We start from the raw sequence: 19,864 nt of genomic DNA, 5'->3' as shown, positions 1-19,864 counted from the left end.
GGTCACGCTCCCATCAATGCCTGGCCACAGACGCGCAGCACTTGGCCATTGACCGCGCCGGAGCCGGGCTGACTGAGCCAGGCGATGGCCTCGGCGACATCCTGCGGGCGACCGCCCTGGCCCAGCGAACTCAGGCGCCGCCCGGCTTCGCGCAGGCCCGTGGGCATGGCGGCGGTCATGTGCGTCTCGATGAAACCGGGGGCCACGGCATTGATGCTGCCACCTTGCGCGCCAAGCTTCGGCGCCCAGGCCTGGGCAAAACCGATCAGCCCGGCCTTGCTTGCGGCATAGTTGGCCTGGCCGCGGTTGCCGGCGATGCCGCTGACCGAGGCCAGCAGCGTGATGCGTGCGTCCGCCCCCAGCGCGCCGCCTGCATACAGTGCCTGGGTCAGTACCTGGGGTGCCTTGAGATTGACTGCCATCACCGCGTCCCAGTAGTCAGGGGTCATGTTGGCGAGGGTCTTGTCTTTGGTGATGCCGGCGTTGTGCACGACGATGTCGATGCCGCCGGGCAAAGCCTGGAGCAGCAACTCGGCGGCGTCGCTGGCGCAGATGTCCAGGCCCAGCGCCTTGCCGCCCAGGCGGGCGGCGAGGGCATCGAGGTCTTGTTGGGCCTGCGGCACGTCCAGCAGCATCACCTCGGCACCATCACGCGCCAAGGTTTCGGCAATGGCTGCGCCGATCCCGCGTGCAGCACCGGTGATCAGTGCCCGGCGCCCGGCCAGCGGCCGCGTCCAGTCTTCGACCTCGCTGGCACAGGCTTGCAAGCGCAGCACCTGGCCGGAAATGAACGCACTCTTGGGTGACAGAAAGAAGCGCAAGGCGCCTTCGAGCTGGCTGTCGGCAGCTTCATCCAGGTACAACAGCTGCGCCGTCCCACCGTTGCGCAGCTCTTTGGCCAGCGAGCGGCTGAAGCCTTCGAGGGCACGCTGGGCGACGCTGGCCAGCGGGTCGTCGATGCCTTCCGGAGGGCGCCCGAGTATGACCACATGGGCGCAGGGCGCCAGGCTGCGCAGCAACGGCTGGAAGAATTCGCGCAACTGCTTCAGCTCATCGCTGTCGGACAGATGACTGGCATCGAATACCACCGCCTTGAGCTTGGGCCCCAGGCCCGCCACCCATGCCGGCGCCTGTAGGCTTGCGCCATTGAAGCTGTAGCATTCGCTGGTCAGGCGGGGAGCGATGGCTTCGACCTGATTTGCCAAAGGCCCTCCGCCGATCACCAGCGCACCTTCCACAGGGCGTAGGCGGCCTGCCTGCCAGCGTTCCAGCGGTGCCGGGTGTGGCAGCCCGACGGCATCGATGAGGCGGCGGCCGAGGTTGGAGTTGGCAAAGTCGAGATAGCGATCGCTCATGTGCGGGTCTCCCTGAAGGCAAGCATTGAAGTGTGGACCAACTTTGTAGGAAGGTCGTTCGAATGCGGCAAAAACACCTAGGCTGTTCGGATCGAGATGTTTCAGGAGGAATCTACGCATGCGTTCACTTCGCCGGGTCGCGATTCTGGGCGGCAACCGAATACCTTTCGCCCGCTCCAACGGCACCTATGCCACTGTCAGCAACCAGGCAATGCTCACGGCCACGCTGGAGGGGCTGACAGAACGGTACCGCCTGCACGGTTTGCACCTGGGTGAAGTCGTGGCCGGCGCGGTGCTCAAGCATTCTCGCGACATGAGCCTGACGCGCGAATGTGTGCTGGGTTCGCGGCTCTCGCCACAGACGCCGGCCTACGATATTCAGCAGGCTTGCGGCACCGGGCTGGAGGCGGCCTTGCTGGTGGCCAACAAGATTGCCCTTGGGCAGATCGACAGCGGTATCGCCGGTGGCGTCGACACCACTTCCGATGCCCCGATCGGGGTCAATGAGGGGCTGCGGCGCATCTTGCTGCAGGCCAACCGTGGCAAGACCCTGGGCGAGCGGCTAAAGCCCTTCCTGCAACTGCGCCCGGGGCATCTGAAGCCCGAACTGCCGCGCAATGGCGAGCCGCGTACCGGGTTGTCGATGGGCGAGCATTGCGAGCGCATGGCCCAGGCCTGGCAGATTGACCGCGCCGAGCAGGACGCGTTGGCGCTGCTTAGCCATCAGCATCTGGCAGCGGCCTATGCCGAGGGTTGGCAGGATGACCTGCTGACACCCTTTCTGGGCCTCACGCGCGACAACAACCTGCGGCCGGACTTGACCCTCGAGCAGTTGAGCAAGCTCAAGCCCGCCTTCGACCGCAGCGGCGTGGGCACACTCACAGCGGGCAACTCCACACCGCTGACCGATGGTGCGTCGCTGGTGCTGCTGGGCACGGAGGAGTGGGCGCAGGCACAGGGCCTGCCGGTGCTGGCCTATCTGGTCGATGGCGAGACGGCTGCGGTGGACTTCGTCAAAGGGCAGGAAGGGCTGCTGATGGCGCCGGCCTATGCGGTGCCGCGGCTTCTGGCGCGCAATGGCCTTAGCCTTCAGGACTTCGATTATTACGAGATCCATGAGGCATTCGCTGCCCAGGTGCTGTGCACGCTCAAAGCCTGGGAGAGTGCCGAGTACTGCCGCGAGCGGCTGGGGCTGGAGGCGCCGCTGGGCGCGATCGATCGGAGCAAGCTCAACGTCAAGGGCAGTTCATTGGCGGCAGGGCACCCGTTCGCGGCGACCGGGGGGCGGATCCTGGCCAACCTGGCCAAACTGCTGGCGACGGCGGGGAAGGGGCGAGGCTTGATTTCGATCTGCGCGGCGGGCGGGCAAGGGGTGACAGTGATCGTCGAGCGGTGACCGCCTGTTGGGCTGCAGGGTGCCTGTAGCCGGTGTTAGGCTTGTCTGGTCAGAACCACAAGAACTCACTATGCCGAGTATCGGACACCCCCGCGCCATTCCAGCCCTGGTCCATTTGCCCAGGCCGCTCTATGCCCGTGCTGAAAGCCTGGGCGCCGGCTCCTGGACCACTCGCCACAGCCACGACTGGGTGCAGTTTTCCTATGCGATCAGCGGTGTGCTGGGTGTCTACACGCGTGATGGCAGCTATTTCGCCCCACCGCAATGGGGTGTGTGGATTCCCGCCGACGCTGAACACGAAGTGGTGACGTCCGGACGGGCGGAAATGCGCAGCCTGTACATTCGCCGCGACGCTTGCCCTTGGGCTTCGGCGCAGTGCCGGGTGTTGGAAGTGACACCGCTGGCGCGTGAGTTGATCAAGCAGTTCTGTGTTTTCCCAGCGCACTATCCCGAAGGCGATAGCGTCGAAGGCCGCTTGGTCTCGGTACTGCTCGATCAGCTTCGTACTTTGCCTGAAGTGGGGTTCTCCCTGCCGCTGCCGCGGCATGCCGGCTTGCTGGCGCTGTGCAACAGCTTGATTGCCGCGCCGGATCAGGTGCAAACCTTGCAGCAGTGGGCCGGCCAATTGCAGTGCTCGGAAAAGACCCTGATGCGCCTTTTTCAGCGCGAGACGGGGTTGAGCTTTCGTAACTGGCGTCAACGCATGCGGTTATTGTCGTCACTGGCGTTGCTGGAGACGGGGGCGAGTGTGACAGACGCGGCGCTGGGCTGCGGCTATGACTCGACGTCGGCCTACATCGCCGCCTTCAAGCAATTGTTTGGCTCTACACCGGGTGAGTTGACGTTGTAGCGGGGGGCCGGCCTCTTCTCGGGGAACCTGCGAAGAGGCCGGTGCAGCCTGCCGGTCAGGTGCGGAAGCGTCGTACCAGCGAATCCAGCTCATTGGACAACCCGGCCAGGCTTTCCGAGTCCTGCCGCGCCGCCTGCGCCAGGTCGGCCACCAACTGCGCATCACCGTGGATCTGGCTGATATGGCGGTTGATGTCTTCGGCAACCTGGTGCTGTTCTTCTGCCGCGGTGGCGATTTGCGTGTTCATGTCGCGGATGATGTCCACCGACTCGCGTATCTGGCCAAAGCTGTCGCGGGCCAGGCCAATGCGGTTGACCGACTGCTGCGACACTTCCAGGCTGGCATGCATCTGCTCGGCCACTTCGGCGGTACGGCTGGCCAGGTTGCCAAGCAGCCCATCGATTTCAGCCGTCGAGTCGGCGGTGCGCTTGGCCAGCGCCCGGACCTCGTCGGCCACTACCGCAAACCCGCGGCCCTGTTCGCCGGCGCGGGCGGCTTCGATCGCGGCATTGAGCGCCAGCAGGTTGGTCTGTTCGGCAATCGAGCGAATGGTACCGAGGATCGACTGAATGGCATTGCTGTCGCGCTCCAATTGCTGGATCGACTGGGCCGACTGCTCGATCTCCTGGCTCAGCCGGTCGACACTGTTGACGGCCGCATCGATCTGCTGCTGGCCTTCGCGGGCCTGTTGCTGGCCGCTGTCGGCCGACTGCGCGGCCTGGCTGCAGGAGCGGGCGACCTCGTTGGCGGTGGCGACCATTTCGTGGAATGCGGTGGAGACCATGTCCACCGCTTCGCGCTGGCGCCCGGCGGCCTCGGCCATGTCGCTGGAGACCTGAGTGGAGCTGGTGGAGGTGCTCAGGATCTTGCTCGCCGCCGAGCCGATATGCTGGATCAGGCTGCGGATGGCGCCGAGGAACTGGTTGAACCAACCGGCCAGTTGCGCCGTTTCATCACGGCCACGGACTTCCAGGTTGCGGGTCAGGTCGCCTTCGCCCTGGGCGATGTCCTCCAGGCCACTGGAAACGCTGTTGATGGGGCGCACGATGAGTTTGGCGAACGTGGCGCCGACCACGGCGAACAGCGCAGCCAGCACCAGCGCGACGCCGCCGATGAGCCAGGTGAGGCGGGTGGTGGTCTGCATCACTTCGCTTTGTTGGATCAGGCCTATGAAGGTCCAACCGAGTTTTTCGTCGGGGTAGACGTTGGCCATGTAGCGCACGCCGCCGATTTCGACCTCAGCCAAGCCCTTGCCGGCTTTGGCCAGCTCGGCATAACCGTCGCCGAAGCTGGCCAGCTGTTTGAAATTGTGACTGGCATCGCGTGGGTCGACCATCACGTTACCGTTGTTTTCCATGAGGATCAGGTAGCCGCTTTCGCCCAGCTTGATCTGCTGGACGATCTCGGTCAGGCCCTTGAGCGATACGTCGATGTTGACCACGCCACCGGGGCTGCCCAGTTGGTTGGCAACGGTGCGCACGGTGCTGACCAGTACGGCATCGTCGCCGGCCCAGTAGTACGGGGCGGTGCGCAGGGTCTTGCCAGGGTTGGCCATGGCCGCCTGGTACCAGGGGCGGGTGCGCGGGTCGTAGTTGCTCATGTTCGGATCGCCTGGCCAGAAGGCGTAGCCGCCGTCCTGCAGGCCATAGGACACGTAGGCGTAGTCCGGATGGCTTTTGGCCAGGCGCGTGAACAGTTCGTACAGTGTCTTGTCCTGTTCGCTGGGTGTGATTTGCGCAGCGTCGGCGCTGATGTGTTTCTTGACGTTGTCGCCGCTACCGGTGACCTGGGGGAGGCTGGCCAGGTAGTCGACGTTTTGGGTGATGCCCTGGAAAAACAGGTTCATCGCGTTACTGACCTGGCGGATTTCCCGGCTGCTGCCGTCAAGAAAACCGTCGCGGGCTTCGCCGCGCAGGTTGATGACCACCAAGGTGGCTACGAGGACGATGGGCAGTGCGGCGATGACCGCGAATGCCCAGGTCAGTTTCTGTTTGATGTTCATCGACGCTCCCGGAATTTATTTTTTTCGACACGCGAGGCAGGTAGAAACTGTATCGGCGGCATCCGGGTTTTTTTGAGTGAAAATGCCCGTATTTATTGGGCAAAGGCGCATTTGGCGACTATTCGGTCGGCTCCAGGCTAATATGGCATACCAAGCGTGGGCTCAACTGCAGCATTCACTCCCTTTTGCGAGATCTTTGAGAATCGGGCAATCAGGCCGGTCATTGCCTTTGCAGTGCGCTACCAGTTCGCTCAAGGTGTCACGCAGGCTGGCCAGTTCCTCGATACGCCGGTTCAGCTCATCGATGTGTTGCAGCGCCAGCGCCTTCACGTCGGCGCTGGCGCGCTGCCGGTCCTGCCACAGGGTCAGCAGCTTGCCCACCTCTTCCAGGGAAAACCCAAGGTCGCGTGAGCGCTTGATGAAGGCAAGGCTGTGCAAGTCCTCTGGCTGGTACAGGCGGTACCCGCTGTCGCTGCGGGTGGCCTGCTTGAGCAGGCCGATGGCTTCGTAATAGCGGATCATCTTGGTGCTGAGCCCGCTGCGGCGGGCGGCCTGGCCGATATTCATGGGGCCTCCTGCGAGGTGCTGGTGGGTTTCCAGGTCTTGAGCCACAAGGCGTTGCTTACCACGCTGACGCTGGACAACGCCATGGCGGCGCCGGCCACTACTGGGTTCAGATAACCCAGCGCGGCCAGCGGAATGCCGATGAGGTTGAAGATGAATGCCCAGAACAGATTCTGGCGGATTTTCGCATAGGTCTTGCGGCTGATTTCCAGGGCGGCAGGCACCAGGCGCGGGTCACCACGCATCAGGGTGATGCCGGCAGCCTGCATGGCCACGTCGGTGCCGCCCCCCATGGCGATGCCGATATCGGCGGCGGCAAGCGCTGGGGCGTCGTTGATACCGTCGCCGACCATCGCCACTACACCACCCTTTTTCAGCTCGGCTACCGTGGCGGCCTTGTCGGCCGGGAGCACTTCGGCGTGTACATCGTCGATGCCGAGGGTGTCGGCGACCACCTTGGCGCTACCGCGATTGTCGCCGGTCAACAGGTGGCTGCTGATATGGCGTTCGTGCAGGGCTGAGATAGCCTGTTGGGCACCTGGCTTGAGGCTGTCGCCGAAGGCGAACAACCCCAGCACGCGAGGCTGTGGGCCCCGTTCAATCAGCCAGGACAGGGTACGGCCTTCGGCTTCCCAGGCCTGTGCCTGTGTGGCGAGGGCGCCGGGTTGCAGGTTGCATTCGTCGAGCAGGCGCCGGTTGCCCAAGGCCAGTTCACGGCCTTGCACCTGGCCAGCGATACCGCGGCCGGTAAGGGACTGGCTGCCGGTTACCGTGGGCACCTCCAGCCCCTGCCCGGTGCAGGCATCGAGCACTGCCTTCGCCAAGGGGTGTTCGCTGCCCCGTTGCAGGGCAGCGGCCAAGCGAAGCATTTCAGCTTTCTCACCGACCAGTGCCTGGCTGTGGACAACGCGCGGGCTGCCAGAGGTGAGCGTACCGGTTTTGTCGAACACCACGCGGTTCACTGCATGGGCGCGCTCCAGTGCCTCGGCGTCCTTGATCAGGATGCCGTGGCGCGCGGCAACGCCTGTGCCCGCCATGATCGCCGCAGGTGTGGCCAGGCCAAGGGCGCAAGGGCAGGCAATCACCAGCACGGCGACGGCATTGATCAGCGCAGTCTGCAGCGGGGCGCCGGCCAGTGACCAGCCGATCAGGGTCAGCAGTGCGATCAACAGCACGGCCGGCACGAAGATCTGGCTGACCCGGTCTACCAGTTTCTGGATGGGCGCCTTGGCAGCCTGGGCATCTTCGACCAGGCGGATGATGCGGGCCAGCACGGTTTCTGCACCCAGCCCCCGGGTACGCACCAGCAGCCGGCCTTCGCCGTTGATCGCGCCGCCGGTAACGCTATCGCCCGGTTGCTTGGGCACTGGCAGGCTCTCGCCGCTGATCAGGGCTTCGTCGGCGTGGCTGTTGCCTTCTTCCACTTCACCATCGACCGGGAAGCGCTCCCCTGGCTTGACCAGCACCAGGTCACCGAGCTGCAATCGGGCAATTGCAACGTCTTCTTCGTGGCCATCGACCACCCTCACTGCGCGCTCTGGGCGCAGCGCCTCGAGGGCACGGATGGCGCTGGCGGTCTGGCGTTTGGCGCGGCTTTCAAGGTACTTGCCCAACAACACCAGGGCGATCACCACCGCCGACGCCTCGAAGTACAGATGCGGGGCCATCCCGGCCGGTGCCTTGGCCCATTGGTACAAGCTAAGGCCGTAACCGGCACTGGTGCCCAGCGCGACCAGCAGGTCCATATTGCCGGCGCCAGCGCGCACAGCCTTGTAGGCCGCTACATAAAAGCGGGCACCAAGGATGAACTGCACGGGGGTGGCCAGCGCGAATTGCGCCCAAGCCGGCAACATCCAGTGCACACCAAAGGGTTGCAGCAGCATCGGCAACACCAGGGGCAGGGCCAACACAAGGGCGGCGCCTACGGCCAGACGTTCGTTGCGCAGTCGGCGCTGGACGGCTTGCTGATCGTTGTCGGCCGGCAGCGGCAGGCTGGCACCGTAGCCGGCCTTTTCGACCGCGCCGAGCAACAGGTTGTCATCAAGGCCCTGCAGCACCTGAAGGTGGGCACGTTCGTTGGCAAGGTTGACACTCACCTGCTCAACGCCCGGTAGTTTGCCGAGTGCGCGCTCCACACGGCCGACGCAACTGGCGCATGTCATGCCATCGATGCGTAGCTCCAGGGTGCGGGTCGGTACCTGGTACCCGGCGCTGCGCACGGCCTCGACCAAGGCCGGCAGGCTGCCGGCCGGGGCTTGGACCCTGGCCTGTTCGTTGGCGAGGTTGACGCTGACCTGTTCAGCGCCATTGACCTTGCGCAGCGCGCGCTCGACGCGGCCAGCACAGCTGGCGCAGGTCATGCCGGAGATCGGCAGGTCGAATGAAGTGGATGCGGGCATGGCTCTCCTCCTTGGACAGGCCACCAGCATCAACCTTGCCATGTGGGGAAGGTCAATAGTCCAGGCTGGCTCGCCTCAGTACCAGCCCATTGTGGCCCATGGCAATGCGGTACTTGTTGATCTGGCCCGCTTGCAGGGTCAGCCGGGTGCTACGCTGGTCTTCCAGGCCGGGCGCGCAGCCGGGCATCTGCCCCGGCAGCAGGCGCAAGCGCACGTCAACAGGGCCGGGCGGCAGGTTGAAGGAGGCCGACTGCTCCTGGAACACGCGCCCGGAGAGCTGGTCGTTCAGATAGACACCGATTTCGCAGCTGGTGGCCACTTCCAGGCGTTCGCGTGAAATGATCAGCACGCTGTAGTCCGAGTTGCCTTCGGCGCTTGCCGGTGGCACTGCTGCCAGCGTGCCCAATAGCCCGACAACGCCCACTGCTGTCCTGAACATGAAGAATCTCCTGCTTGCCGAATCGTAAAGGCGCAGCTTGGCCGAGGTTGGTAGGGATTTCCAGCCCGGCCGTTCGATGCAGAACTTGACCTTGCCCCGATGGCAAGCTTGAAACTGCGCCAAACCCTGAAGGAGGCAACACCCATGCAAGTGTTCAACGTACAAGGCATGACCTGTGGCCATTGCGTCAAGGCGGTGACCCGCGCGGTACAGGACCAGGACGCGAGCGCCAAGGTCGAGGTCGATCTGGCCGGCAGGCAGGTGCGTGTGCAGAGCGCTCTGGCTGCTGAGCAGTTGCTGGCAGCGATTCGTGAAGAGGGCTACCAGGCCGACGTGGCCTGAAGTCGAATGGGACGCTTCTGCGGCCCTGTTTTGTTGCAAATGTTTTCATGCTGATGGCGTCGCTTGCAGGTAGACTTACGCACTTGCTTAGCCTGCTATGGATTCCTGATGAACCTGCGAATGGTGCTGATCCTGGGCGCACTCAGTGCGTTCGGGCCCCTTGCGATCGACTTTTACCTGCCCGCCTTCCCGGCCATGGCGCAGGCGTTCGCCACCGACGAAAAACACGTCCAGACCACGCTGGCCGCCTACTTCCTCGGCCTGTCGCTCGGGCAACTGGCGTATGGGCCGGTGGCCGATCGCTTTGGCCGGCGCAAGCCGCTGCTGTTTGGCGTCACGCTGTTTACCCTGGCGTCGTTGGCCTGCGCCTACGCGCCAAACCTGGACACGCTGATCTTGGCGCGCTTCGTCCAGGCGCTGGGCGGCTGCGCCGGAATGGTGTTGTCACGGGCCATCGTCAGTGACAAGTGCGACCCGGTGGCCTCGGCCAAAGTGTTCTCACAACTGATGCTGGTGATGGGGTTGGCGCCAATTCTTGCACCGATGCTCGGCGGCGTACTGGTGAACCTGGCGGGTTGGCAGTCGATTTTCCTGACATTGAGCCTGTTCAGTGCTGCTTGCTTGCTGGCGGTCGGCCTGGGGTTGCCAGAGAGCTTACCTGCGCACATGCCGCGCCAGCCGTTGTCGGGCGCTTTGCGTCAATACCTTCGGTTGCTGGCTGACCGCACGTTCTTTGGCCATGCATTGACCGGAGGGATCGCCATCGCGGGTATGTTTGCCTACATCGCCGGTTCACCGTTCGTGTTCATAAAGCTTTACGGTGTGCCGGCCGAGCACTACGGCTGGTTGTTCGGTACCAATGCGGCAGGTTTCATCCTGGTGGCGCAGATCAACGCGCGTCTGCTGGCAAAGCGTGGGCCGGCCTTCCTGCTGGTGCGTGCAGTATGGCTGTACCTGGCTGCGGGGCTGGCGTTGCTCGGAGTGGCAGCGCTGCGCCCAGCTGAACTATGGCCATTGCTGGTGCCGCTGTTCATCTGCATCGCCAGCCTGGGTTGCATCATCCCCAATGCTTCGGCGTGCGCCATGAGCGGGCAGGGCGCACGCGCCGGTAGCGCCTCGGCCTTGATGGGCTGCCTGCAATTCAGCGTCGCCGCAGGCGCGGCGGCGCTGGTCAGCCTGCTGCACGATGGCAGTGCAGTGCCTATGGCGTTGGTAATCAGCCTGTGCGGGGCGCTGGTGGTCAGTGTTGCGCTGTTGACCCGGCGCTTGCAGGCCACGCCTGCGGCTTGAGTGGGTGAGGCGCGCGCAGACGAGCTTCCAGTGTGACGACGAAGGCGCGTGCTTCTGCTTCGCTGCGAAAGCTCACCACATGCTGGTCAAGCCTGACTTCCCAGGGGCAGTTGGGGTTACGGTTAGACGCACTGACGATAATCTCCATCGCGGCATACCTCCGAAGGGTGGGGAGAGCGGCTCAAGTGTAGCGCTGCGGTTACGGGGTGCCAGGGTATGAGTGGGCGTCCTGACTGGCGGTCAGGGCATTTTCCGGCAGGGGCGTCAGACGCTTCCAGATGCAATGGCTGGAGGGTGTAGAACCTTCACTTTTGTTTGCGCTATTTATGGAACGGCGCTGTCGGCAGAGTCTCTGCCCGCGCGGGGCCATTGTTCCTCGTGCGTCGTTTCTTCCCTTCTATTTCGCGGCCTGATGCCTGTCACCTAAAACTGACGCGGGGCCATTGGCCTATTCCAATCGGTCAAGGGTTGCCCTACCCATCTCTCTTTGACTCCCCTGGGCTGCCTGCGCGGCTGCCGGACGGGCCGTTCATGCGGCTTATACTGACCCCGGTGCTAGGCCGGTAGCAGCTAGGGGGCCATCGGCGTTACCAATGTTGGCCATTGGAATTCGGATCTTGCAGGGAGTTGAAGGGACATGAATACAGTCAGCAGTATCAGTCAGATTGCCGGCCTGATGGCCGACCCCAAGCGAAGCGCCATGTTGTGGGCGTTGATCGATGGCACGCCGCGGCCGACCGATGAGCTGGCGATGATGGCTGGGTTGACGTCCTCCTCGGCCTGCGCCCACTTGTCATTGCTGTCGTCGGCAGGCCTGCTCAGGCTTGAAGCGCGCGGTCGCAAGCGTTACTTCCGGCTGGCGACGCCACAAGTGGGGGCGGCCGTGGAAGCCTTGGCCAGCGTGCAGCTGGGTACCGAAAGGGGCGTGCAGGCCAAGCCGTTGCCAATGCCGATGTCGACGCGCCGGGCCCGTCGTTGCGGTGATCACCTGGGCGGCGAGCTGGCCGGTGAGCTCTATCATCGGTTGGTGGTAGCAGGCTGGCTGGAGGGCAGCGTGCACCAGATGATGGTCAGTGAGGAGGGCCGGGCGCAGTTGGCTGGCATCGGCGTCTATATCGATGCACTGGCGCCTCAGCAGCAGCGCGGTTGCGTGATCTGCCACTGTAATGAGTGGAGCGACCAGGGGCCTCATCTTGGCGGCAGCCTGGGGCAGGCCTTGCTCACGTTGTTCCTGCAGTCGGGATGGATACGTGAGGCGGAGAACACGCGGGCATTGCAGATATCGGCACTGGGGATTCAGCAGATCAATCGCATTGCCCGCGTTCCAGCGTTGCAAGTGGGGTAGCTGCAACGCCTTGCCCGGTCACACCAAGCGTGCGTCCAGGCTGTTCTGCGCGAGGCGGCGGGCCTGGTCTTCAGTCATGCCCAGGTGGGTGTGCAAGGCGTGGAAGTTTTCGGTGACATACCCGCCGAAGTAAGCGGGGTCATCCGAGTTCACGGTCACCTTCACGCCGCGCTCGAGCATGTCGAGGATGTTGTGCTGGCTCATGTGATCGAACACACAGAGTTTGGTATTGGACAACGGGCACACGGTGAGTGGGATCTGCTCGTCGATGATGCGTTGCATCAGGCGTTCGTCTTCTATGGCGCGCACGCCATGGTCGATGCGCTTGATCTTCAGCAGGTCGAGGGCTTCCCAGATGTATTCGGGTGGGCCTTCCTCGCCAGCGTGGGCCACGGCGACGAAGCCTTCGCTGCGAGCTCGGTCGAAGACGCGCTGGAACTTGCTCGGCGGGTGGCCTTTTTCGGAGCTGTCCAGGCCGACCGCGATGAACGCGTCGCGGAACGGTAGGGCCTGGTCCAAGGTTTTCTGTGCTTCTTCTTCGCTCAGGTGGCGCAGGAAGCTGAGGATGAGGCCGCTGCTGATACCCAGTTGCTCGCGACCATCCTTGAGTGCCTGGTTGATACCATTGAGCACTACCTCGAACGGGATGCCGCGGTCGGTGTGGGTCTGCGGGTCGAAGAACGGCTCGGTGTGGATGACGTTCTGCGCCTTGCAGCGCAGCAGGTAGGCCCAGGTCAGGTCATAGAAGTCCTGCTCGCTGCGCAGCACGTCTGCACCCTGGTAATACAGGTCGAGGAATTCCTGCAAATTGTTGAAGGCGTAAGCGCTACGCAGGGCTTCGACGTCGTTCCAGGGCAGGGCGATCTTGTTGCGCTCGGCCAGGGCGAACAGCAACTCCGGCTCCAGTGAGCCTTCCAGGTGCAGGTGCAGTTCAGCCTTGGGCAGGGCGTTCAACCATTCATACATAGTGGGTGTTCTCAAATCAGGTACGGTTGCCGCCATTCTACAGGGCCAGGCCGGGTATTGCGCCCGGCCTGGCCTTGCATTGTCTCAACCACCGATCAGGTCCGACTCACCAGACGAGCGATTCGCCTTTGTAGTTGATGAAGCGCAGCCCGCCGTTGCCACTTTGCGCCTTGATCTGTTCGAGCATGCCCCGGGTACTGGTGAGCACGTCGATTTCGGCGTTCTCGCCGCCCATGTCGGTCTTGACCCAACCCGGGTGCATGGCCAATACGCAAAGGTCAGGCCGCTGCAGGTCGACCACGAGGCTGTTGATCATCGAGTTCAGCGCAGCCTTGCTCGCCTTGTACAGGCAAATCTCGCCACCGTCGGGGATGGTCACGCTACCCAGGATCGAGCTCATGAACGCTAACACGCCCGAGCCTTCACGCACTTGGCCGGCAAGGCGCCGGGCAACGCGGATCGGCGCCACGGCGTTGGTCATGAACAGGTCGCCGATTTCATTGCGCTGTACGGTTTCCGGGTCCTGCGGTAGCGGCCCCATGACGCCGGCATTGATGAACACCAGGTCGAACACCTCGCCTTGCAGGCTCTCCTTCAGGCCATCGAGCTGTGCGGTGTCGTTCATTTCCAGCTGTTCGACGCGTACCCCTGGCACGTTATCAAGAGCGCTGGGTTTTTGCGGGTCACGCACCGTGGCCGTGATGTTCCAGCCGTCTTCGTGAAGGCGCTGCACCAGGCCAAGGCCAAGCCCGCGGGAGGCACCGATGATGAGGGCAGTTCGTGAAGTCGTCATAGGTACATTCCTGTCGCGGTAGGGAAAAGGATTTGAGCATACTGCAGACTGGCGTCATGCGCCGCATCACGCGTGGTCAAGAAATGATCAATAGTGTTTGGCCGTGCGGGCCCGGGGGCTTCGCTTGTTGGCTAACGGGTTATCCACAGGCTGTTCCACAGTTAATGTGCGCAAGATGCCAGGCGGTCTAGGTGATAGGGGGTTCATGACTGGGGATAACTCACCCCGGCTCAGCCGACCGAGCCTTTTATCCTACTATGATCAAAAAATGGTCAATGCTATGCAGGCCATGAAGGACGTGGCCTGCATCGGAGTGCCCCAAGCTTATCCACAGGCAGGCCCACAGTTGTTGTGGGCAAAGGTCAGCGGGCTTCCAAGAGGATGCGCCCGCGGCTGAGGTCGGCCAGTTGCTGTTGCAGCGCACCGGTGTGCGCTTCGCCGACCGCAATGTGCAGGTCCACCCCATTGGCGGTGAACCGCTCTTCCAGCACGAGACCGTCGACTTCGGCCAGGCGCAGTTTGACCAGGGCCAGTTCGCTGAAGCTGCAGCTGCAGCTGTACTCGCTTCGTTGCACCAGCAGCCTTTTCGGCGCCTGCTGCAAGCATTTGTTGGCACCGCCACCATAAGCCCGGGCCAGGCCGCCGGTGCCTAGCTGGATGCCCCCGTACCAGCGGATCACCAATACCACGACCTGGTCACAGTCCTGGGCTTCTATGGCAGCCAGGATTGGCCTGCCGGCCGTGCCGCCAGGTTCGCCATCATCGCTGCTGCGATACTGCCCGCCCAGCTTCCAGGCCCAGCAGTTGTGGGTGGCAGCCAAGTCGCTGTGGCGTTCGATGAAACTCATCGCCTCGGTGGCGCTGGATATCGGGCCGGCGAGGGTGATGAAGCGGCTCTTGCGGATTTCCTCGCGAAACTCGCAGAGGTCGAGCAGGGTAGAAGGCATAAGTAGATGTCAGGCACTCGGCGTGATGCCGCACCCCTTGAGGATGATGTGGATAAGGTTGTTGCTCGCATCTTCCATGTCTTGCTTGGTCAGGCGGCTGCGGCCGGTAACCTGGCAGATCTGGGTGGCGAAGTCGGCATAGTGCTGGGTGCTGCCCCAGAGCAGGAATATCAGATGAACCGGGTCTACCGGGTCCATCTTGCCTGCTGCGATCCACGCCTCGAATACCGCCGCCCGGCCACGGAACCACTCGCGGTAGTCGGCGCTGAAGTACTCGGTCAGACAACTGCCGCCGCTGATCACCTCCATGGCGAATATCCGGGAAGCTTGCGGGTTGCGCCGGGAGAACTCCATCTTGGTGCGGATGTAATGGCTCAACGCAACGCCTGGATCGTCATCGATGCTCAAGGCGTTGAAGGTGCTGTCCCAGAGCTCGATGATGTTGCTCAACACGGCAATGTACAGACCGAGCTTGTTGGTGAAGTAGTAATGCAGATTGGCCTTGGGCAAGCCGGCTTTGAGCGCAATGGTATTCATGCTTGTGCCCTTGAAGCCATGGCGGGCGAATTCGTCTTCGGCGGCCTGGATGATGGCCTGTTCGTTCTTCTGGCGGATGCGGCCGGCGGGCTTGCCCGAGGCGGAAAGGCGATGCGCAGGGACTTCTAGGGTCATGGACGATTCCGTACAGGTCTGTGGCAACGGATGTCGGACAAGATTACCTTCCTGCGCTCAAGTAACAAGCATTAGCGTCACAAGCAGGCATCAGCGTGTCGCAGCCAGGCTCTCGAGGAAGCTTTCCAGCACAAGATTCGGCCGTCGCCCTTTGCGGGTTACCCAGCTCAGGCTCAGGTCATAGAAGCGCTGTGAGGGCTTGAGGGCGCGCAGCCGGCCTTGCTGGACCCAGAACGTGGCGTAGTGGTCGGGCAGGTAGCCGATGTAGCGGCCGGTAAGGATCAGAAATGCCATGCCCTCACGGTCCGACGCGCTGGCGGTGCAGTTCAGGGCCTGATAAAGCGCCTGGATTTCGGCGGGCAAACGGAAGGTCGGAGCGATCGCCTCCTGGCTGTTGAGGCGGGCTTCGTCGATCTGCTGATCGTCGGCATAGAACAGCGGGTGGCCGACCGCGCAATAGAGCAGCGAGCGTTCGCTGTACAGCGGCTGGTACTCAAGGCCCGATAGCGGGCTGGTTTGCGGCACCACGCCGACATGCAGGCTGCCATCGAGCACACCCTGCTCGACCTGGCTTGGGGCGATCATGCGGATCTGGATGCGTACCTCGGGGCCGCGATCCTTGAGCTCGGCCAATGCATGGGTGATGCGCATGTGCGGCAGGGTCACCAGGTTATCGGTCAGGCCGATGTTCAGTTCTCCGCGCAGGTGCTGGTGCAGGCCGTTGACTTCGGTGCGGAAGGTTTCCAGGGCGCTGAGCAGTTGCAGCGCCGAATGGTAGACCTCGCGGCCTTCCTCGGTCAGCGAAAAGCCGGCGCGGCCACGCTGGCACAGGCGCAGGCCCAAACGCTGTTCGAGGTCGTTCATCTGCTGGCTGATGGCTGAGCGGCCAATGCCAAGCACGTTTTCGGCAGCCGAGAAGCCGCCGCACTCTACTACGCTGCGGTAGATCTTCAGCAGGCGGATGTCGAAATCGCTGACTTGAGCGAGTGGGTCGGGGCGTCGGCTCATAAGTTTAGTCTTGCGCTACCTGAAGATTAGAAAAGTAGTCTTTTTCAGACTTTATCCACGTGCGAATTTAGCTGCAACAACATCCATCGTTGCCTATTCGTTTTTCGAGGAACCGCCGATGAACATGCCCGAAACCGCCCCTGCCGGTATCGCAAGCCAGCTCAAGCTGGATGCGCACTGGATGCCTTACACCGCCAACCGCAATTTCCATCGCGACCCACGCCTGATCGTGGCGGCCGAAGGTAATTATCTGGTCGATGACAAAGGGCGCAGGATCTTCGATGCCTTGTCGGGCCTTTGGACCTGCGGTGCCGGGCATACCCGCAAGGAAATCACCGAGGCGGTGGCGCGTCAGCTTGGAACGCTGGATTACTCGCCTGCTTTCCAATTCGGTCATCCACTTTCGTTCCAGCTGGCCGAGAAGATCACCGCGCTGACCCCTGGCGACCTGAATCACGTCTTCTATACCAACTCTGGTTCCGAGTGCGCCGATACCGCGCTGAAGATGGTCCGTGCCTACTGGCGCCTGAAGGGCCAGGCCACCAAGACCAAAATCATTGGCCGAGCTCGCGGTTACCATGGCGTGAACATCGCCGGTACCAGCCTGGGTGGCGTAAACGGCAACCGCAAGATGTTTGGCCAGCTGCTGGACGTCGACCATTTGCCGCACACTGTGCTGCCGGTCAATGCCTTCTCCAAAGGCCTGCCGGAAGAGGGCGGCATCGCCCTGGCAGATGAGATGCTCAAGCTGATCGAACTGCACGATGCTTCGAACATCGCAGCTGTGATTGTCGAGCCGCTTGCAGGTTCGGCGGGTGTTCTGCCGCCGCCTAAGGGCTACCTGAAGCGCCTGCGTGAAATCTGCACCCAGCACAATATTCTGCTGATCTTCGACGAAGTGATCACCGGCTTCGGCCGTATGGGCGCCATGACCGGGTCCGAGGCCTTTGGCGTGACCCCTGACCTGATGTGCATCGCCAAGCAGGTCACCAATGGCGCCATTCCGATGGGCGCAGTGATCGCCAGCAGCGAGATCTACCAGACCTTCATGAACCAGCCGACCCCGGAATATGCTGTGGAATTCCCCCACGGCTACACCTACTCGGCCCACCCGGTTGCCTGTGCTGCGGGTATCGCCGCGCTCGATCTGCTGCAAAGGGAAAATCTGGTGCAGTCGGCCGCCGAACTGGCACCGCACTTCGAGAAGCTGCTGCACGGCGTCAAGGGCACCAAGAACATCGTCGACATCCGCAACTACGGCTTGGCCGGCGCGATCCAGATCGCGGCCCGGGATGGCGATGCCATTGTGCGTCCGTATGAAGCCGCGATGAAGCTGTGGCAAGCCGGCTTCTACGTACGCTTCGGCGGCGATACCCTGCAGTTCGGCCCAACCTTCAACACCCAGCCGCAGGAACTGGACCGCCTGTTCGACGCGGTCGGTGAGGCGCTGAACAAGATCGACTGATCTTTCTGATTCTGACGTAAGGCGCGCGAGCTGTTAGCGCGCCAGCATCAACCTTCTTTATCTGGAGTTTTGCATGAGCATTGTTCAGCACCTGATCCACGGCGAGCTGGTTTCCAAGGGCGAGCGCACCGCCGATGTCTTCAACCCGTCCACCGGCCAGGCCGTGCGCAAGGTCGAACTGGCCAGCCGCGCGACCGTGCAGGAAGCGATCGACTCTGCCAAGGCAGCTTTCCCTGCCTGGCGCAACACCCCCCCGGCCAAGCGCGCCCAGGTGATGTTCCGTTTCAAGCAGCTGCTGGAGCAGAACGAGGCACGCATCTCGCAGATGATCAGCGAAGAGCATGGCAAGACACTGGAAGACGCTGCGGGCGAACTGAAGCGCGGTATCGAGAACGTCGAGTTCGCCTGTGCGGCACCTGAGGTGCTCAAGGGTGAATACAGCCGTAACGTCGGCCCGAACATCGACGCCTGGTCCGACTTCCAGCCGCTGGGTGTGGTCGCCGGTATTACGCCGTTCAACTTCCCGGCCATGGTTCCCCTGTGGATGTACCCGTTGGCCATCGCTTGCGGTAACGCCTTTATCCTCAAGCCGTCCGAGCGTGACCCAAGTTCCACCCTGTACATTGCCCAGTTGCTGCTGGAGGCCGGCCTGCCCAAGGGCATCCTCAACGTGGTGCACGGTGACAAGGAAGCCGTGGACGCGCTGATCGAGGCGCCGGAAGTTAAAGCGCTGAGCTTTGTGGGTTCGACCCCGATCGCCGAGTACATTTATGCCGAAGGTACCAAGCGCGGCAAGCGCGTCCAGGCACTGGGCGGGGCGAAGAACCATGCAGTGCTGATGCCCGATGCCGACCTGGACAACGCGGTCAGCGCACTGATGGGCGCGGCCTACGGTTCGTGCGGCGAGCGTTGCATGGCTATTTCGGTGGCGGTGTGTGTGGGCGACCAGGTTGCCGATGCGCTGATCGCCAAGCTGGAGCCGCAGATCAAGGCGCTGAAGATCGGTGCTGGCACCTCTTGTGGCCTGGACATGGGGCCGCTGGTGACTGCCGCAGCCCGTGACAAGGTAGTGGGCTACATCGATGAAGGTGTTGCTGCTGGCGCCAGGCTGGTGGTGGATGGCCGTGGTTTGCGTGTGGCGGGTAATGAAGATGGCTACTTCGTGGGCGGCACTCTGTTCGACAAGGTGACGCCAGAAATGCGCATCTATAAAGAAGAGATTTTCGGCCCAGTGCTGTGCGTGGTGCGCGTGAACAGCCTGGAGCAGGCCATGCAACTGATCAACGATCACGAGTATGGTAACGGGACCTGCATCTTCACCCGTGATGGTGAAGCGGCACGCCTGTTCTGTGATGAGATCGAAGTGGGTATGGTTGGCGTGAACGTGCCGCTGCCGGTGCCGGTGGCCTACCACAGCTTTGGCGGCTGGAAGCGCTCGCTGTTTGGCGACCTGCATGCTTATGGGCCGGATGGCGTACGCTTCTATACCCGTCGCAAGGCGATTACCCAGCGGTGGCCGCAACGTGCGAGCCACGAGGCGTCGCAATTTGCCTTCCCTAGCCTTTAAGACGTGAGAAGCGCAGCGGGGAGGCCGTCAGGCCTCCCCGCTTTGTTTTGCAGCGATTGTGAAGTTTATTGGAATTAAGCCTTGACGCGTTCTCGAATCCCCTTATAATGCGCCCCACTTCCAGCGTAGTCGGAACGAGAAACTCCTTGAAATTCAATGAGTTGCTTAATCCAGGTAGTGCTGGAGGTGCTTCGGTCATTTGATCGATAGCGGTTGAAATGGTGGTTGACAGCGCTTCTAAACGCTGTATTATTCGCCTCCCGCTACGAGAGATCGAAGCGAGCCAAGTGTTTGAAGCTAAACGAGTTTCTCGCAAAAAACTTCAAAATAAACGCTTGACAGGCTCTGAGGAAAGCGTAGAATGCGCGCCTCGGTTGAGACGAAAAGCTCTTAACCAAACGCTCTTTAACAAATCGAATCAAGCAATTCGTGTGGGTGCTTGTGAGTACGGACTGATAGTCAAA

18 protein-coding genes and 1 pseudogene are annotated in these 19,864 nt (G+C 62.5%); 7 read left to right on the top strand and 12 right to left on the bottom strand.

Annotation, left to right across the window (positions count from 1 at the left end):
• Window positions 1–2 precede the first annotated feature (2 nt).
• Complete coding sequence (locus OSW16_RS23710; RefSeq protein ID WP_267818968.1) at window positions 3–1,355, bottom strand: 3-oxoacyl-ACP reductase; 1,353 nt, start codon at window positions 1,353–1,355, stop codon at window positions 3–5.
• Between the two features lie 118 nt (window positions 1,356–1,473).
• On the opposite strand from OSW16_RS23710, the gene OSW16_RS23705 reads away from it, so the two are divergent.
• The gene (locus tag OSW16_RS23705; RefSeq protein WP_241806160.1) at window positions 1,474–2,751 is read left to right on the top strand and encodes an acetyl-CoA C-acetyltransferase; all 1,278 of its coding nucleotides are present in this window, start codon (window positions 1,474–1,476) and stop codon (window positions 2,749–2,751) included.
• Between the two features lie 70 nt (window positions 2,752–2,821).
• Entirely contained in the window at window positions 2,822–3,601 is a 780-nt protein-coding gene (locus OSW16_RS23700; RefSeq protein WP_267818965.1) for an AraC family transcriptional regulator, read from the top strand.
• 55 nt (window positions 3,602–3,656) lie between these two features.
• Here OSW16_RS23700 and OSW16_RS27230 read toward each other — a convergent pair whose 3' ends face one another.
• The 5 genes and pseudogenes from OSW16_RS27230 to OSW16_RS23680 all read right to left on the bottom strand — a co-directional run bounded on the left by OSW16_RS27230 (window position 3,657) and on the right by OSW16_RS23680 (window position 9,005).
• A complete protein-coding gene (locus OSW16_RS27230; protein WP_372490509.1) occupies window positions 3,657–4,361 on the bottom strand; it encodes a methyl-accepting chemotaxis protein in 705 nt (234 codons plus the stop codon).
• 201 nt (window positions 4,362–4,562) lie between these two features.
• Window positions 4,563–5,447, bottom strand: a pseudogene (locus tag OSW16_RS27225) (cache domain-containing protein); the annotation flags it as partial.
• Between the two features lie 318 nt (window positions 5,448–5,765).
• Window positions 5,766–6,170, bottom strand: a complete 405-nt coding sequence (gene cueR, locus OSW16_RS23690) for a Cu(I)-responsive transcriptional regulator (RefSeq protein ID WP_267818961.1) — start codon at window positions 6,168–6,170, stop codon at window positions 5,766–5,768.
• Window positions 6,167–8,566 carry a heavy metal translocating P-type ATPase gene (locus OSW16_RS23685; RefSeq protein WP_267818959.1) on the bottom strand — a complete coding sequence of 800 codons (2,400 nt, stop codon included), beginning with the start codon at window positions 8,564–8,566 and terminating at the stop codon, window positions 6,167–6,169. Before OSW16_RS23685 ends, cueR begins: the two co-directional genes overlap by 4 nt.
• A 52-nt stretch (window positions 8,567–8,618) precedes the next feature.
• Window positions 8,619–9,005: a hypothetical protein gene (locus tag OSW16_RS23680; RefSeq protein WP_241806155.1), complete on the bottom strand. Its 387-nt coding sequence runs from the start codon at window positions 9,003–9,005 to the stop codon at window positions 8,619–8,621.
• Between the two features lie 144 nt (window positions 9,006–9,149).
• Here OSW16_RS23680 and OSW16_RS23675 point away from each other — a divergent pair, with 144 nt between their 5' ends.
• The gene (locus tag OSW16_RS23675; RefSeq protein WP_241806154.1) at window positions 9,150–9,347 is read left to right on the top strand and encodes a heavy-metal-associated domain-containing protein; all 198 of its coding nucleotides are present in this window, start codon (window positions 9,150–9,152) and stop codon (window positions 9,345–9,347) included.
• 108 nt (window positions 9,348–9,455) lie between these two features.
• Entirely contained in the window at window positions 9,456–10,637 is a 1,182-nt protein-coding gene (locus tag OSW16_RS23670; protein WP_267818956.1) for a multidrug effflux MFS transporter, read from the top strand.
• On the opposite strand, the gene OSW16_RS23665 is transcribed toward OSW16_RS23670, so the two are convergent.
• Window positions 10,588–10,785: a hypothetical protein gene (locus tag OSW16_RS23665; RefSeq protein ID WP_267818953.1), complete on the bottom strand. Its 198-nt coding sequence runs from the start codon at window positions 10,783–10,785 to the stop codon at window positions 10,588–10,590. The genes OSW16_RS23670 and OSW16_RS23665 overlap by 50 nt on opposite strands.
• Window positions 10,786–11,274: 489 nt before the next feature.
• Here OSW16_RS23665 and OSW16_RS23660 point away from each other — a divergent pair, with 489 nt between their 5' ends.
• Window positions 11,275–11,982, top strand: coding sequence for an ArsR/SmtB family transcription factor (locus tag OSW16_RS23660; protein WP_267818951.1), 708 nt, complete (start codon window positions 11,275–11,277; stop codon window positions 11,980–11,982).
• 18 nt (window positions 11,983–12,000) lie between these two features.
• On the opposite strand, the gene OSW16_RS23655 is transcribed toward OSW16_RS23660, so the two are convergent.
• From OSW16_RS23655 to OSW16_RS23635, 5 genes are all read right to left on the bottom strand, one after another.
• The gene (locus OSW16_RS23655) at window positions 12,001–12,948 is read right to left on the bottom strand and encodes an adenosine deaminase (protein ID WP_267818949.1); all 948 of its coding nucleotides are present in this window, start codon (window positions 12,946–12,948) and stop codon (window positions 12,001–12,003) included.
• A gap of 106 nt (window positions 12,949–13,054) precedes the next feature.
• Window positions 13,055–13,741, bottom strand: a complete 687-nt coding sequence (locus OSW16_RS23650; RefSeq protein WP_267818947.1) for an SDR family oxidoreductase — start codon at window positions 13,739–13,741, stop codon at window positions 13,055–13,057.
• A 362-nt stretch (window positions 13,742–14,103) separates the two neighbouring features.
• Window positions 14,104–14,688: an IMPACT family protein gene (locus tag OSW16_RS23645; protein ID WP_267818945.1), complete on the bottom strand. Its 585-nt coding sequence runs from the start codon at window positions 14,686–14,688 to the stop codon at window positions 14,104–14,106.
• A 9-nt stretch (window positions 14,689–14,697) separates the two neighbouring features.
• A complete protein-coding gene (locus tag OSW16_RS23640) occupies window positions 14,698–15,360 on the bottom strand; it encodes a TetR/AcrR family transcriptional regulator (protein ID WP_267818943.1) in 663 nt (220 codons plus the stop codon).
• 90 nt (window positions 15,361–15,450) lie between these two features.
• The gene (locus tag OSW16_RS23635) at window positions 15,451–16,368 is read right to left on the bottom strand and encodes a LysR family transcriptional regulator (protein WP_267818940.1); all 918 of its coding nucleotides are present in this window, start codon (window positions 16,366–16,368) and stop codon (window positions 15,451–15,453) included.
• Between the two features lie 118 nt (window positions 16,369–16,486).
• Here OSW16_RS23635 and OSW16_RS23630 point away from each other — a divergent pair, with 118 nt between their 5' ends.
• Entirely contained in the window at window positions 16,487–17,833 is a 1,347-nt protein-coding gene (locus OSW16_RS23630; protein ID WP_267818938.1) for an aspartate aminotransferase family protein, read from the top strand.
• Between the two features lie 73 nt (window positions 17,834–17,906).
• On the top strand, window positions 17,907–19,400 hold the full coding sequence (locus OSW16_RS23625) for a CoA-acylating methylmalonate-semialdehyde dehydrogenase (RefSeq protein WP_241806144.1): 1,494 nt from the start codon (window positions 17,907–17,909) through the stop codon (window positions 19,398–19,400).
• Window positions 19,401–19,864 lie beyond the last annotated feature (464 nt).

It is taken from the genome of Pseudomonas putida (assembly GCF_026625125.1).
GTDB lineage: Bacteria > Pseudomonadota > Gammaproteobacteria > Pseudomonadales > Pseudomonadaceae > Aquipseudomonas > Aquipseudomonas putida_X.
Note: the sequence above shows the minus strand (reverse complement) of the source record. Positions and strands in the feature narration are given on the sequence as shown.